The 14,506-nt window shown below is 40.7% G+C and carries 11 protein-coding genes; 7 read left to right on the forward strand and 4 right to left on the reverse strand.

Features of this window, described 5'->3' with window-relative positions; genetic code table 11:
• Positions 1–5 precede the first annotated feature (5 nt).
• Positions 6–1,211, reverse strand: coding sequence for a type II secretion system inner membrane protein GspF (gene gspF / locus F931_RS16340; protein ID WP_016142342.1), 1,206 nt, complete (start codon positions 1,209–1,211; stop codon positions 6–8).
• A gap of 148 nt (positions 1,212–1,359) precedes the next feature.
• Between gspF and priA the strand changes: the two genes are divergently transcribed.
• The 6 genes from priA to F931_RS16370 all read left to right on the forward strand — a co-directional run bounded on the left by priA (position 1,360) and on the right by F931_RS16370 (position 8,740).
• Positions 1,360–3,588: a primosomal protein N' gene (gene priA / locus F931_RS16345; protein ID WP_016142343.1), complete on the forward strand. Its 2,229-nt coding sequence runs from the start codon at positions 1,360–1,362 to the stop codon at positions 3,586–3,588.
• A 76-nt stretch (positions 3,589–3,664) separates the two neighbouring features.
• Positions 3,665–5,509: a monovalent cation:proton antiporter-2 (CPA2) family protein gene (gene kefB / locus F931_RS16350; protein WP_016142344.1), complete on the forward strand. Its 1,845-nt coding sequence runs from the start codon at positions 3,665–3,667 to the stop codon at positions 5,507–5,509.
• Positions 5,510–5,672: 163 nt separating this feature from the next.
• Complete coding sequence (hslO, locus tag F931_RS16355; protein WP_016142345.1) at positions 5,673–6,548, forward strand: Hsp33 family molecular chaperone HslO; 876 nt, start codon at positions 5,673–5,675, stop codon at positions 6,546–6,548.
• 137 nt (positions 6,549–6,685) lie between these two features.
• The gene (locus F931_RS16360; RefSeq protein WP_016142346.1) at positions 6,686–7,297 is read left to right on the forward strand and encodes a LysE family translocator; all 612 of its coding nucleotides are present in this window, start codon (positions 6,686–6,688) and stop codon (positions 7,295–7,297) included.
• Between the two features lie 145 nt (positions 7,298–7,442).
• Entirely contained in the window at positions 7,443–8,399 is a 957-nt protein-coding gene (cbpA, locus tag F931_RS16365) for a DnaJ C-terminal domain-containing protein (protein ID WP_016142347.1), read from the forward strand.
• Positions 8,400–8,410: 11 nt separating this feature from the next.
• Positions 8,411–8,740 (forward strand): chaperone modulator CbpM, encoded by a 330-nt coding sequence (locus F931_RS16370; RefSeq protein WP_016142348.1) that lies wholly within the window; start codon positions 8,411–8,413, stop codon positions 8,738–8,740.
• A 270-nt stretch (positions 8,741–9,010) separates the two neighbouring features.
• Here the strand turns inward: F931_RS16370 and F931_RS16375 are convergent, their stop codons facing one another.
• The 3 genes from F931_RS16375 to rpsO all read right to left on the reverse strand — a co-directional run bounded on the left by F931_RS16375 (position 9,011) and on the right by rpsO (position 12,921).
• Entirely contained in the window at positions 9,011–10,222 is a 1,212-nt protein-coding gene (locus F931_RS16375; RefSeq protein WP_016142349.1) for a magnesium transporter CorA family protein, read from the reverse strand.
• Positions 10,223–10,307: 85 nt separating this feature from the next.
• Entirely contained in the window at positions 10,308–12,395 is a 2,088-nt protein-coding gene (pnp, locus tag F931_RS16380; protein WP_171067952.1) for a polyribonucleotide nucleotidyltransferase, read from the reverse strand.
• Positions 12,396–12,651: 256 nt separating this feature from the next.
• Positions 12,652–12,921: a 30S ribosomal protein S15 gene (gene rpsO / locus F931_RS16385; RefSeq protein ID WP_002114951.1), complete on the reverse strand. Its 270-nt coding sequence runs from the start codon at positions 12,919–12,921 to the stop codon at positions 12,652–12,654.
• Between the two features lie 210 nt (positions 12,922–13,131).
• Here rpsO and yfeW point away from each other — a divergent pair, with 210 nt between their 5' ends.
• Positions 13,132–14,430 carry a serine hydrolase domain-containing protein gene (gene yfeW / locus F931_RS16390; protein WP_016142351.1) on the forward strand — a complete coding sequence of 433 codons (1,299 nt, stop codon included), beginning with the start codon at positions 13,132–13,134 and terminating at the stop codon, positions 14,428–14,430.
• Positions 14,431–14,506 lie beyond the last annotated feature (76 nt).

Here is a 14,506-nt window from a genome sequence, read left to right on the forward strand (position 1 = left end):
AGTTATTAAATCATATTGTTCATATTTACGATTGGCAGCATAACCGCGATTACAATAACCAGTACAATGCTTGCCATTAAAACCAGCATAAGCGGTTCAAGTAATGCCAGTAAGGTGGAAATAAAAGTCGTCACCTCACGGTCTTGCATGGTCGATGCTCGTTCTAACATACGGTCCAGTTCGCCTGATGCCTCACCACTTCGAATCATTTGTACCATCATTGGTGGGAAATAACCACTGCGCTCAAGCTGTGTACCTAAGTTACCACCCTCTGTCACACGCTCAGCCGCGTGGGCAATTGAATCACGGATAACCCAGTTATTGGTTACTGCTGCACCGATTTTTAAGGCATCGACCAAAGGGACACCTGAACGGGTCAAAATAGATAAGGTACTAGCAAAGCGTGCAGCATTAATACCACGTGACAGTTTACCGAATAATGGCAATTTGAGTGTTAATCGATCAAAAGCATAATGTCCAGCAGTGGTTTTTAAAAACCGAACGAATGCGATAACACCCACCACTGCAAAAAGAATAATAAACACCCACGCATGTCGAATAAAATCGCTGGCTTTCATTAAAGCGACTGTAATCCACGGGAGAGCATCTTTATTTTGATCAAAAGTTTTTACAATCTCTGGCACCACATAAGTCATTAAGCCCATCACAATACCAAAAGACATCAGCATTAAAATGACGGGATAAATCATGGCGCCTTGAACTTTCTTTTGCATGGCAAAGCGGTTTTCGGTGTAATCCGAGAGCTGATCTAAAATGAGATCTAAATGCCCCGAACGCTCTCCCGCAGCAACTGTTGCAATATAAAGGTCTGGAAACCGTCCAGATTGTTGCATACCTTGTGCGAGTGAATGGCCTTCTAAGACTCGAGAACGCACAGATAATAAAAGATTTTGTACATGTGTTTTTTCGCTTTGCCTACTCACGGCACGTAGAGCTTCCTCAAGTGGAATAGCAGCTGCAACCAAAACGGAAAGTTGTCTGGTCATGAGCGCCAAATCATAAGCACTAAACTTTTTTTGGAATAACCCCTGACTCTGATGTTTATCTTTTTGTTCAACAGGATCGACACTAATGGGAGTCCATGCTTTATCGCGTAATTGTTGGCGAATCTGGCGCGCTGAGTCTCCCTCAAGCACTCCTTTTTGCTGCTTCCCTGAAGCATCAATGGCAGTAAATTGATATGCAGGCATGGTAATGTTCTAATTTTCCAAAAATAATAGTCGCTGCTGTTGCATCTATGCTACGCAATCATTCATATTCGTTCTATAGCCTGTGTAGAATACCCAAGTCCTCTTCACGACGCTATGCCGTTTTTTAAAATTGACGAAATGAGCCTCTATGACCATAACGCCAAAACCTGATTCAGTTGTTTATCGTGTGCGTGTAGCCGTACCTGTGCATCTGTACGACACTTTTGACTATACACTCACCCAAGCACAATATGAACGGGCCCGCGTAGGCTCACGCGTCGCTATTTCATTTGGACGTCAAAACCTGATTGGTATCATTACTGAAAAAGTGAACCCAAATGAACCATTTACAGGCACCTTTCAACTTAAAGCCATTTCTGAACTTTTAGATGATGAACCTATTTTAGATGAACAAGTTTTAAGTTTATTGACATGGTCAGCCCAGTATTACCAATTTCCAATTGGTGAGGTCATGCAAACCGCCCTACCTGCATTATTGCGTCAGGGCAAACCGATGGATGTTTTGTTTCATCTTTGGAAAATCACGCCATGTGACAATGTTGAAGCACTTCTTAAACGCTCAGTAAAGCAACAAGATGCTTATCAGATTTTAAAATTACACCCTGCTGGAACTACAGAAAATATTCTCAATTTAAGTGGTGTAGAAACAGCCACTCTTAAAGCGCTTCAAAAGAAAGGACTGGTAGACTGCACACTTGAACCGCATGACTTTAGCCCCGCACCTGTTCAATTGGCACAAATACCACTCACACTCAATGAAGACCAAAAGAAGGCAACCCAGCACGTCATAAACGCGCAGCATCAGTACCAAGCCTTCTTGTTAGATGGTTTAACTGGAAGTGGTAAAACTGAAGTTTATCTGCACATCATGCACGAAGTGCTAAAGCAAGGTAAGCAAGTATTGGTTTTGGTTCCTGAAATTGGTTTAACCCCTCAAACCATTTCTCGGTTTAAGTCTCGTTTTAATTGTGATATTGCTCTATTGCACTCTGGCTTAAATGACTCTAAACGTTTACAAGCATGGCAACAGGCACAAACTGGTAAAGCCTCTATTATTTTAGGGACACGCTCTGCGATCTATACGCCACTACCGCGTTTAGGCTTAATCATTTTAGATGAAGAACATGACTTGTCTTATAAACAGCAAGAAGGCTTCCGCTACCATGCACGTGATGTCGCACTTTATCGAGGTCACTTGCAAAACTGCCCTGTTATTTTAGGTTCAGCAACACCGAGCATCGATAGTTATTATTTGGTCGAAACTGGCAAATTAACTTCACTGCAACTTAACCAACGTGCAGGCCATGCGCTTTTACCTAAAATGCATTTGATTGACCTTAAAATTGTCAAGAAACAGCATGGCATTAGCCAACCTTTAATCGAACAGATTAAAAATACATTAGCTAGAAAAGAACAGGTTTTAATCTTTTTAAACCGTCGTGGCTATGCACCTGTACTGGTGTGTGAAAGCTGTGGCTGGCAAGCAAATTGTCCACATTGTGACGCGCATTTTACTTTGCATACTCAGCCTTATTCTTATTTACATTGCCACCACTGTGGTACCGTTCATCGCTTGCCGGACCATTGCCCTGAATGTCAGCAAAAGAGTTTAAAAACCCTAGGAGCAGGGACAGCTAAGGTCGAAGAACACTTACAAGAATTATTTCCCGAACATGAAGTGATTCGGGTTGACCGTGACAGCACAAGTCGTGTGGGTAGCTGGCAAAAAATCTATGACCGTATTCATCAAAACAAACCAACAATTTTGCTCGGCACTCAAATGTTGGCAAAAGGCCATCATTTTCCACACGTCACCTTAGTTGCTATTTTAGATATTGATGCGGGCTTACTGAGTGTCGATATTCGTGCGCCAGAACGTACTGCGCAGTTAATTGTACAAGTCGCTGGACGTGCAGGCCGTGGCGAACATAAAGGCCATGTTTATTTACAAACCCTAAGACCCGATCACCCTTTACTAACGACTCTCATTGAAAAAGATTATCGGGCGGTTGCCAAACAGACGCTTGCAGAACGTAAAGTCGCATTGCTGCCGCCTTATCGTTATGCCGTACTGATACGTGCAGAGTCCAAAGATCGCGACTATACCTTACATTTCTTAAATGAAGCGGCGGAACAATTACGCCAAATTGCAGGTGACATTGTTGATATTTGGGGGCCGATTCCAGCCCCTATGGAGCGTAAAGCAGGACGCTATCGCGCCCACATGGTAATTTTATCTGCTGACCGTGCTCGCCTACATTTTTACTTAAGACAATGGTGGTCACAATTGGTTCATGCACCGCGTCAGCATCAACTCAGACTATCAATTGATGTTGATCCGCAAGAATTTAATTAGATGATTTGAATATCATGGTGTGAAGAAGCCTTTTTGGCTTTAAACTTAAAAGAGACTAATACATTCGAGGCAATGAATGTCATTCCTACTGCAAGCAACAATTTTTCTTGGAGCTTCTCTGATTTTAGTCCCTCTTGGCAAACGCCTAGGGATAGCAACAGTTTTAGGTTATTTATTTACAGGAATACTTCTGGGTCCTAGTGTTTTAAATATTGCACATGACCCTGAAGCGATTATGGAACTTGCCGAATTCGGTGTTATCTTATTGATGTTCTTAATCGGCTTAGAGTTACGCCCACAACGTTTGTGGGAAATGCGTGACTCTATTTTTGTGATGGGAAGTCTGCAAGTCCTCATTAGTGGGGGCATTCTTATGTTGATCATACTATTACTGTTTCAACAGCAGCTTTCTGTCAGCTTTGTGATTGGTTTTGCCCTTGCGCTGTCTTCTACCGCTTTTGTATTACAGCTTCTGACTGAAAAACAGCAACTCAATACGACTTATGGTCAGCAGTCTTTTTCCATTTTACTCTTTCAAGATATAGCAGCTATTCCCTTACTTGCCATCATTCCACTCTTGGCAGGAACAGAATCAACCCATCACGGCGTCGCTTATTTTGCAGCTATTATTGCAACCTTTACTGGCCTGTTTCTGTTTAGCCGCTATGTAATGCGTCCCTTCTTTCGCTTTGTTGCTAAAAGTGGAGCGACTGAACTTATTACAGCAGTAGGATTATTTATTATTCTTGCTGTTGTCTTGCTGATGGATACATTAGGAATTAGCACCACATTAGGCGCTTTCCTCACAGGCGTATTATTAGCAGATTCAGAGTTCCGTCACGAAGTTGAAGCAAGTATTGCACCGTTTAAAGGTTTATTGCTTGGCTTATTCTTTATGACCGTGGGTATGACCACCCAGCTGTCACTACTGATTGATATGCCTTTGCTTATTATTGGTGGCGCAGTCGGTTTATTACTCATCAAAACGCTGATATTGACTGCGATTGCTCGCTATAAAAAATACAGTTGGAACAATAGTCTGCTTCTTGGGACTTGTTTAGCTCAAGGTGGTGAATTTGCTTTTGTCATTTTGAGTCTTGCAAAAAGTGAGAAGATTTTAACTCAGGCTCTATTAGAGCCAGTGACCCTTATTGTAACGTTGTCGATGGTCCTTACCCCAGTGATTTACTGGATTATGGCAACTCAGGTCATTCCTCTATTTAATAAAGAACGTCCACCTGAGTATGATGAGATTCCTCAGCAGGATAACCCGATTATCATTGCTGGTTTTGGACGATTTGGACAAATTATCGCGCGTATTGCCCGTCTACAACATTTAGGTTTTACTGCAATCGATAACAATCTTCAGCAAGTGGACTTCGTTCGTCGATACGGCGGTAAGCTCTATTATGGCGATGTGACCCAGCCAGATTTACTGCGTTCTGCGGGTATTGAAAAAGCCAAAGTATTTATTTTAGCGATTGATGATGTTGAAGATTCAATGAATGTCGCGCGTCATCTCAGATTAAATTATCCCCACTTAAAGCTATTGGCTCGCGCGCGTGACCGCCATCATGTCCATCTTTTAAGAGACTTAGGTGTTGAATATATTTGGCGTGAGACGTATTTATCTTCATTAGGAATGGCTTATCGTGCCTTGCGAGAACTCGGTATCTCTGATGAACAAGCCTATAACAATATCGAAATCTTTCGGGATTATGATGAGAAATTGCTCATACAGCAGCAAAGTATTTATACTGATGAACAGAAGATTTTTGAAACACATCGTAATGCCTTAGCCGAGCTTGAACATTTGTTTGAAAGTGATGCACAGCAACAAGCTACATCAAAACATGATGTTAATTTAAAGCGTCATTTACAACCAAATCGCATCGACATTACAAGAGATCATCTAGAATAACTTGAGATTTCAGAAAATGGCTATATTAAGGACTTATTCACATTGCCTAAATAATTGGACAATGGGCACAAAGCTGCCCCTGTCCGGCTTGCGGCTTCGCTGCATTTCCTGAGCTTGATTAAAACGAAATAGTTATACTCTGCTTAGGGCCCTGGAGAATATTATGTCTGATTTACGCCAACGCTTTTATATAGAGAACTTTCCAGTACGTGGAGAAGTAGTTCATCTAGAAGAAGCCCTACAAACTATCTTAGCTCAACGTGACTATATGCCTGCGGTTAAAATTCTGCTAGGTGAAATGTTGAGTGCGACTGCATTACTTGCAAGTACACTAAAAATCAAAGGCCGTATCAGCTTGCAAATCCAGGCTAGCGGCACCTTCAAATGGGCGATGGCTGAATGTAACCATTTAGGAGAGGTTCGTGCTCTAGCGGACTATGAAACCGACCCTCGCTTTGCTGAAGCAACAGACAGCAGCACAGTTCTTGGCGCTCTCGTTAACCCAGTTTTATTTATTAATATTGAACCGGAGTTTGGCGAACGTTATCAAGGGATCGTGCCGCTTGATCAAGTGACTTTAGCGGGTTGCTTGATGCAGTATTACGATTTGTCTGCACAAATTCCAACTCGCATTGTGTTGGCAAGTACAGATAAACGTTCTGGTGGTTTACTGATTCAACTCTTACCACGTCATGATGAAGAAGAGCAAAACTTGGTCGATGAAGATTTATGGCCACGTTTGACGATGTTAACTGAAACATTAAAAGCTGAAGAGCTTACCAATTTAGATGCCAACGAAATCTTATATCGTTTATATAACGAAGAAGAAGTTCGTTTACCAGAAATTGAAGCATTAAAATTTGGTTGTACATGTTCAAAAGAACGTTGTGCAAATGCGCTGATTCAAATTGGTGTAGATGCTGTTCATGAAACCCTAGAAGAACAGAATCCGATTCGTATGGACTGTCAGTTCTGTAATACGCAATACACATTTACCGCTGAAGAAGCTTTAGCATTATTTGGTGAACATTTAAGTTAATATTTTAATTTTATAAAAAGGCGGTTATACCGCCTTTTTATTTAGCTGTATTTTTTGATGATAATTTTCAACATGTTATTTTAAATAGGATAATATAAGGCTACTTTATAACCCAATAAATAAGATGCCTAAATACCATGAATTATTTTGATTATTTTCTCTTTATTTTTAGCGTAGTTATTATGATTGCGACCCCTGGTCCTGTCATGATTTTAGTTGCAAGCGCTGGGCTCAAAGGAGGCTATAAAAAAGCACTTGAAACAATTTTTGGTACGAACTTAGCCTCGCTTATTTTAATTTTTATTTCAGTACTCGTATTAAAGGGAGTGCTGAGTGTTAATGATAGTTATCTCAATATTATACGGATTTTAGGCTGTCTATATATTGGTTATTTAGGTTTTAGTATTCTCAAAGAAGTGATTCAGGCACCTCACCCTGAAGCGATACAAACAGTTTCAGCACAAAATGGTGGCTTTAAAAAAGGCTTTCTCGTGGGTATTTCAAACCCTAAAGATATTATTTTTTTCTCGGCTTTCTTTCCGCAATTCGTCTCTATTACCCCTCAGTTAAATTTAAGTTTAACCATACTTACTTTGACATGGATTGCTTTAGACTTCCTCACTTTATCTTTGGTTTATATCTTTTTCCGCCGCCTTTCTAGCAGTCATTTATATCCCAAAATATTAGGTCTATGTGGTTTATTACTTTTACTGATTGCCCTTTATGGCTTGTATCAGAGCTTTATCTAATTCATTAGAGGTATGGTCTAATTTGTCTATACCTATTCCTATTAATTTCATTTCGTAATAGAACAACTCTTATACAATCTAGCTTATTGAAACCTCTAAAAATCGTTTCATAATGAAATAAACAACACCATCGTGATAAAACATTATGGCAAAAAATTATTATGAAGAATTAGGGGTTACACGCAAAGCCTCTGCTGATGAAATTAAAAAAGCTTATCGAAAATTAGCCCGTAAATATCATCCAGACATCAGCAAAGAAAAAGATGCAGAAGAAAAGATGCAAGCGATTAATGTTGCCTACGACACATTAAGTAATGCAGATAAAAAAGCCGAATATGACCAGATGTTAGATCACCCTCAAGGTTTTAATAATTTTGGTCAAGGTGCTGCACAAGGAGGCTTTGATGGAGCACAGTTTTATCGTCAAGGCTTTACAGGTGGTGAGCAAGCAGACTTTAGCGGCTTTGAAGATTTATTTGGCCGCTTTGGTGCAGGCTTTGGCGGTGGGCAACAACAATATCAAAGACAACAACGTAGTTATCGCGGTGAAGATCAACATGCCAGCATAGAGGTTGATCTTGATATTGCCTATCACGGATCAACCCAACAGATTACCCTGCAAATCCCAACCATGAATGCTTATGGCGAGCCTGAAGTTCAGCGTAAAACACTTCAAGTCAAAATACCAAAAGGTATGAAAGAAGGTCAGCAAATCCGCTTAACTGGACAAGGCCAAAGTGGGATTAACGGTGGTGCGAACGGCGATCTTTATATTGAAATCCAGTATAAAGATACAGACCGTGTTCATGTCGAAGGCAGTGATGTGTATTTGACTGTAGATGTAGCTCCATGGGAAGCAGCATTAGGCCAAGGTATTGAAGTAAAAACACCAGCAGGGTCTTTAAATGTCAATTTACCTAAAAATGCAAAACAAGGACAACAGCTACGTTTAAAAGACAAAGGGATACCAAATAAAACGCCAGGGCATCTGTATTTAATTTTAAATATTGTATTCCCCCCTGCAAACTCTGAAAAAGAAAAAGAAGCGTATCAGCAATTGGCAGAAGCCTTTGCTTCATTCGAACCTCGTTCATCTCATTAGGGAGCAAGATCATGACAACCATTCACTATCGAGAAATTGTATATGACGGCCATACCTTTAGTGCAGAGGTCGTTGATGAACAATCTACATTTGACTTACAACAATTTGCGCAAGCTTGTGGTCAAAGTCCTGACTGGATTCTTCAGCTCATTGAATATGATATTTTATCAGTCGAAAATAAACCTGAAGCACATCAGTTTATGGGCGAAGACGTCGCACGTGCTCGTAAAGCTTATCGTCTGCAACGTGACTTTGATGCAAGTTTAGCAGCAGTTGCGGTAATGTTAGATTTGATTGATGAAGTACAACAACTTAGAAAACAGTTGAAGCATTTTCATTAGATTAGATAGTCACGACGGAGTCCTACCGGCACTCATTGTCTATTCCATCAGCTAATTACGTTACTTTTGTTTTGGCATGAGTAGCGAAGCTACGCAAGGCCAAAACCAGAGATATTGAAGTGCGTACTAAGGTCAAATTTATATTTGAACACAGGCTACGCACTTCGTTTGTCTTGCGCTCGAAGCAAACGAGGTTTGCTTTTTCTCGCTCAGGTTGTGGATGATGATTAGCTCGAGCAAATTTTGGAAAAAATTCAATAAAAATAAAAATTATTTTAACCGAGTAATCTTCTCCACTTCCTTCAAAGTCTGCTTAATCGGTTCATATTCCAAAAACCAAAACAAATTCATCCGATTTTGACGATGCTGTTGAGCCAATAAATCAATCACACTTTTTTCACCACGCCCAACTAGATGTTGTCGATAAAAATAGTACAAAAGCAAAATCGTGCTCAATAGCATCACTCCTAACATTATCCAGAAACCAACTGGCGATTTAAGACCAGGAATAAACTCAAAGTTCATTCCATAAATACCTGTTAAAAGGGTAAGCGGTGCAAAAACTGCGGTGATAATTGCCAAAATCCGCATGTTTTCATTGGTCTGGTTTGCAATCGCTGAAAAATGCAAATCAATTGCTGATTGAATTGCGCTGCGTAACCGCAAAGTATGTTTTTGGATACGCTCAACATGACTCATCAAATCATTTAATCGGACCAATAAAATATCTTGAGAATTACGAATATGACTACCAACTACATGATGGTAATTTTCTACAATTTCATCTCGGAATTCTTGTAAGGTTTCGATTTGCTCTTCGCATAAATTTTCAACCTGTTGAAAGGCCATATTTTCATGGAATAGTTGGTGCCATTGTTTGAAACGGCGATTTCCCTGCAGTAATTGTTGCTGCCAATGCTCAACCCTTCTGGTCAATGGTGAGCGAATATCAAGATAGCCATCTACCATACTATTTAAAAGTCGCAACGATAAATCGACTGGTGAATTTGGCAGTTTACGGGTCTTATTTTGCTCTTCTAAAGTTTTACATAAAATATTTTCGAGACGTTGAATGTAGTTTTCAATCGACTTATTGCCCTGCTCACGCACGCTAATCAGTACATCAGGCGTCAAAATAAAACTGATGGGTGTCGTCGCTAATCCAAAAACACTATCTTGGGATTCAGCATGTTTAATTTCATCATCAGGTGTAACCAGCTTTTTAAAAATGAGCAGGTCATATTCTTCAAGGGTATCAAATGCACAGGGATGTTCAATATTGGCAATATCCCGCATATGAAATTCATTAATCACCACGCCTGAAAGCTGTTGAATCTTTTGTTGCCATTCTTCGTTATGGTTCACCACATCCGTTCTGACACTATCAATCCAGAAAAACTCCAGAACATGTTCACTATGCTGTTCACGGCTTAAAAAGACATAGCCGTCAGCTTGATGGCGATAAAAGTAATAAACCTGCATACCACAATGATCTGTTTTTGTATTACTTGCATCATGCCATAAAAAAAGTCCGCATCAAGCGGACTTTTTCATGTCACTAGAACAATTATGCTTGTTCAATGTCTTTCATAGTCAATTTGATACGACCACGATTATCAACATCAGCAACTTGTACTTTCACTTCCTGACCTTCTTTAAGAACATCAGTTACGTTCGCAATACGTTCATTTGAAATTTGCGAAATATGAAGAAGACCATCAGTACCCGGCATGATGTTTACAAACGCACCGAATTCTACAATACGGATTACTTTACCGTCATAGATTTTACCTGGTTCAACTTCAGCAGTAATGGCTTGAATCTTAGCAATTGCAGCTTTAGCAGCAGCTTTAGTTTCACCAAATACGCGTACTGTACCGTTGTCTTCAATGTCAATTGCAGCTTTAGTTTCTTCGGTAATTTGACGGATAGTCGCGCCGCCTTTACCAATAACGTCACGGATCTTGTCTGGGTTAATGTTAATTACTTCAAACGTCGGTGCATGAGCACTGATTTCAGCACGAGCACGTGAAATGACTTTATTCATTTCATTGAGGATGTGCATACGACCAGCAAATGCTTGGTTTAATGCAACTTCCATGATTTCTTCGGTAATACCTTCAATCTTGATGTCCATTTGAAGTGCAGTAATACCGTTTGCAGAACCTGCTACTTTAAAGTCCATATCACCTAAGTGATCTTCATCACCCAAGATGTCAGAAAGTACTGCGAAACGCTCGCCTTCTTTCACTAAGCCCATTGCAATACCAGCAACTGGAGCTTTAAGTGGAACACCTGCATCCATAAGTGATAATGAAGCACCACATACAGAAGCCATTGAAGATGAACCGTTAGATTCAGTAATGTCAGATACAATACGGATCACGTACGGGAAGCGGTCAGCAGCAGGAAGAACTGCTTGAACACCACGACGCGCTAAACGACCGTGACCAATTTCACGACGCTTAGGACCAGATTCACGGCCCGTTTCACCTACAGAGTATGCAGGGAAGTTATAGTGCAACATGAAGTTATCAGTTTTAGTACCAGCAAGGGTATCAACCATTAACGCATCACGTGTATTACCCAAAGTTGTTGTTACCAACGCCTGAGTTTCACCACGTGTAAATAATGCAGAACCGTGTGCACGGTCTAATACGCCAACTTGAACATCGATACCACGAACAGTTTTTGTATCACGACCATCAATACGTGGCTTACCTGACAAGATGTTGTCACGTACTGTACGGTATTTAAGGTCTTCGAATAATTCGTTTACTTCATCAGCAATACCAGTTTCGTCATTTTCTGGAACGAACTGAGCTACAGCTTCTGCATAAAGTGCATCAAGTGCTGCATAACGGTCTTGTTTAACCGCAATTGTATATGCTTCAGAAATTTTAGCTTCGAAAGCTGCTTTTAATTGCTCAAGAAGTGCTTCGTTTTTAGTTGGAGCAACCCAAGTTGATTCAACAGCACCAGCAGCGGCAGCAAATTCTTTAATCGCTTGAATTGCAATTTGCATTTCGTCATGACCGAAAAGCACAGCACCAAGCATTTGGTCTTCTGAAAGTTCTTTCGCTTCAGATTCAACCATTAATACAGCAGATTCTGTACCTGCAACCACAAGGTCAAGGTCACTTTCTTTCAACTGTTCGAAGTTCGGGTTAAGAACATATTCACCGTTGATTAAACCAACACGTGCGCCACCAATTGGGCCACGGAAAGGAGTACCAGCAATAGACAATGCTGCTGATGTACCAAGCATTGCTGCAATGTCAGCATCCATAGTTTTGTCAGAAGAAACAACAGTTGCTGTTACTTGAATTTCGTTGAAGTAACCTTCTGGGAACAACGGACGAATTGGACGGTCAATAAGACGTGAAATTAACGTTTCAGCTTCAGAAGCACGGCCTTCACGCTTACCGTAACCGCCAGGGATACGACCAGCTGCATATTGTTTTTCTTGATAGTTAACTGTTAACGGGAAAAAGTCTTGACCCGCTTTTGCTTTAGGTTGAGCAACAACTGCAACTAAAACAGTTACGCCACCCATAGTGATTAAAACTGTGTTTGCTTGACGTGCAACGCGACCCGTTTCTAAAACGACTTGATGTTGACCGAATTGGAATTCTTTACGAACGATATTAAACATTGACATGTATTGTATTTTCCTAATTTTATTCTAGTGAGACCCCTAAGGTTTGGCATTCAGACTACACCGATTGGTAGATAAATGACAAAGCTTAGAAGCCATCACACTAGATCAATTATTTAAAAAAGTTAAACGCAAAGAAGGAGCGCACAAGCGCCCCTTCTAAAAATCACTTAACCTAACATTAAGTGAAACTCTCTTTTCAGCGATAAAGCATTGCGACATGCGAAATAGCGAAAACAAAGTGAAAATCGAATTAACGACGTAAACCTAAAGCACCGATCAAAGCAGTGTAACGACCGTGGTCTTTACCATTTAAGTAGTCGAGCAATTTACGACGTTGGTTAACCATACGGATCAAACCACGACGGCTGTGGTGGTCGTGTTTGTGAGCTTTGAAGTGACCTTGTAAATCATTGATTTGAGCAGTCAATAAAGCTACTTGTACTTCTGGTGAACCAGTGTCATTTTCAGCGCGAGCAAATTTAGCAATGATCTCTGCGCGGTCTGCATTAGTTAAAGCCATTCGATTTCTCCGAGATGCTTAAAAAAGTAAACGATATGAATCAGTTGAGGCAACTGACTGCCGTGCATCACTACAGCAAGTCGCCTATTTTAAGGTATCTATAGGTGGATTGCAAAATAGTTTTCAGTAACTTGTCATTTTAGACACTGACATCAGGTCCTTAACCCTGCACACTAGCCTTGAATAAAAAGAAAGAAGCGCGAGGGACGTGTGAAAATTTTTTCAACCAACACTTGTCCAGTACCGGACAATATTGAGCAAGTCATTCGACAAAAAGATGAAGTTGCTGCTGAACAGGGTGGAATGAGTGAGTATCAGATTCAAAAAATCTGGAAAAGTATAGAAGCACTGTATAAAACCGGAAACTATCCACTCATTACCTTCTGTTTACGCAGGCAAGGTAAAATTTTGCTCAATAGAAGCATTGGATATGCCCAAGGGAACTCTCCGGCAGGTCTTCAAGAAAATGCGCTGATTGCAACCCCAGATACCCCTGTTTGCCTATTTTCAGCATCGAAGATGATCACAGCCATGTTGATTCATCTATTAGATGAAAAAGGTGAAATCAATTTGCTCGATCCCGTGAGTTATTACATTCCAGAATATGGTGTCAATGGTAAGCGCCGTGCAACGATCTTTCATTTATTGGCACATCGCGGCGGTATTCCCTATATTGAAGGCGATGTCACCCCAGAATTATTATTTGATAAAGATGAAATTTTAAAACGTTTGTATACTGCTCGACCTGTTTCGCCCGCTGGCAATCATCTTGCTTATCATGCGGTTACGGCAGGTTACATTTTAGGAGAAGTCATTGAACGAGTGACTGGGCAAGACTTACGTGAATTTGTACATCAAACTATCGAAAAGCCGATGGGAATGCCTTATTTCAACTATGGATTGAAACCAGAATACCGTTCAGAAGTCGCCTTAAACTGTGCAACAGGTCTGCACCCTCGCCTTGGTACCGATCATTATCTGAATCATGTTTTAGGTGGGGGGTTGCAACTCGCAGTTGATGTGACTAACGATAGTCGCTTTATGGACACCATTTGCCCAGCCGGCAATATCTATACCAGTGCAGAACAAGCTAGCCGCTTCTTTGAAATGCTTTTAAGTGGCGGAAGCTATGGCGGTCAGCAAATCTTCAGTGAAAAAACTATTTTCAGAGCGACTCTTCCCACCACAGGCGTTAATATTGACCGTACGTTATTAATTCCAATGCGCTATGCTTTAGGACCAATGTTAGGCAGCAACCCTGTCGGCCTTTTTGGCCCAATGACAGGACAAGCATTTGGCCATCTAGGGTTTTCTAATATCTTGTGCTGGGCTGACCCAGAAAGAGATATCAGTGTTTCCTTATTAACAACAGGTAAATCTGTAGTGGGTACTCACCTGCCTGCTTTAGCTAAAGTTCTCTATCAAATCTCAGCACAATGTCCGCGTATACCGAGAGATCAACGCCGTTCTTTATTTGGTAGTGACTCTCATGAGACTGACTTAGTGTAGAAGCAAATAAAAAACCCAAGCATTTCTGCTTGGGTTTTTGGCGCTGTAGTTTTTGTTTATCGTGTTATTACTGTTT

This window comes from Acinetobacter pittii ANC 4050, from assembly GCF_000399685.1.
In the GTDB taxonomy this organism is placed as follows: Bacteria; Pseudomonadota; Gammaproteobacteria; order Pseudomonadales; family Moraxellaceae; genus Acinetobacter; species Acinetobacter pittii_E.

What these genes read in the sequence shown, in the direction of transcription:
- F931_RS16375 (WP_016142349.1), bottom strand. Translation starts at nt 10,222, where the DNA reads ATGCAGGTTTATTACTTTTATCGCCATCAAGCTGACGGCTATGTCTTT.
- pnp (WP_171067952.1), bottom strand. Translation starts at nt 12,395, where the DNA reads ATGTTTAATATCGTTCGTAAAGAATTCCAATTCGGTCAACATCAAGTC.
- hslO (WP_016142345.1), top strand. Translation starts at nt 5,673, where the DNA reads ATGTCTGATTTACGCCAACGCTTTTATATAGAGAACTTTCCAGTACGT.
- F931_RS16360 (WP_016142346.1), top strand. Translation starts at nt 6,686, where the DNA reads ATGAATTATTTTGATTATTTTCTCTTTATTTTTAGCGTAGTTATTATG.
- F931_RS16370 (WP_016142348.1), top strand. Translation starts at nt 8,411, where the DNA reads ATGACAACCATTCACTATCGAGAAATTGTATATGACGGCCATACCTTT.
- rpsO (WP_002114951.1), bottom strand. Translation starts at nt 12,921, where the DNA reads ATGGCTTTAACTAATGCAGACCGCGCAGAGATCATTGCTAAATTTGCT.
- priA (WP_016142343.1), top strand. Translation starts at nt 1,360, where the DNA reads ATGACCATAACGCCAAAACCTGATTCAGTTGTTTATCGTGTGCGTGTA.
- gspF (WP_016142342.1), bottom strand. Translation starts at nt 1,211, where the DNA reads ATGCCTGCATATCAATTTACTGCCATTGATGCTTCAGGGAAGCAGCAA.
- cbpA (WP_016142347.1), top strand. Translation starts at nt 7,443, where the DNA reads ATGGCAAAAAATTATTATGAAGAATTAGGGGTTACACGCAAAGCCTCT.
- kefB (WP_016142344.1), top strand. Translation starts at nt 3,665, where the DNA reads ATGTCATTCCTACTGCAAGCAACAATTTTTCTTGGAGCTTCTCTGATT.